Origin of the sequence: Bacillus sp. GbtcB10 (assembly GCF_019091365.1) — a bacterium.
GTDB lineage: Bacteria > Bacillota > Bacilli > Bacillales > Bacillaceae > Bacillus > Bacillus altitudinis.
The window spans coordinates 1-234 of sequence record NZ_JAGXJP010000415.1 but is presented as its reverse complement, the minus strand read 5'-3'; the positions used below and the strand labels follow the sequence as shown (position 1 = coordinate 234).

Genomic DNA, 234 nt, shown 5'->3' with positions numbered 1-234 from the left:
GGCTAGGAGACTGTTTCCAGGCCGTCTTATGTGAGTGGCAAATGCGTATCTTCACACCTGCCAGTTTCGCAGCAAGGGCAGACAAGCCCGTTTGAAAATCTGTATGTGCATGCCCCGCCTGATAAGGTCCCGTTTGCTTAATCGTCTTCCTCACCGTTTTGACAAACGTCCATGGAGAGGAGGCCTCAATACTTGGGACATAAAAAACGCGCCCGCCAAGCTGACGAATTTCCT

Annotated in this window: 1 pseudogene; it reads right to left on the bottom strand. The window is 51.3% G+C overall.

The annotated features are described in order from the left end of the window. A pseudogene (locus KVT11_RS20690) lies at positions 1-234 on the bottom strand (glycosyltransferase family 1 protein); the annotation flags it as partial.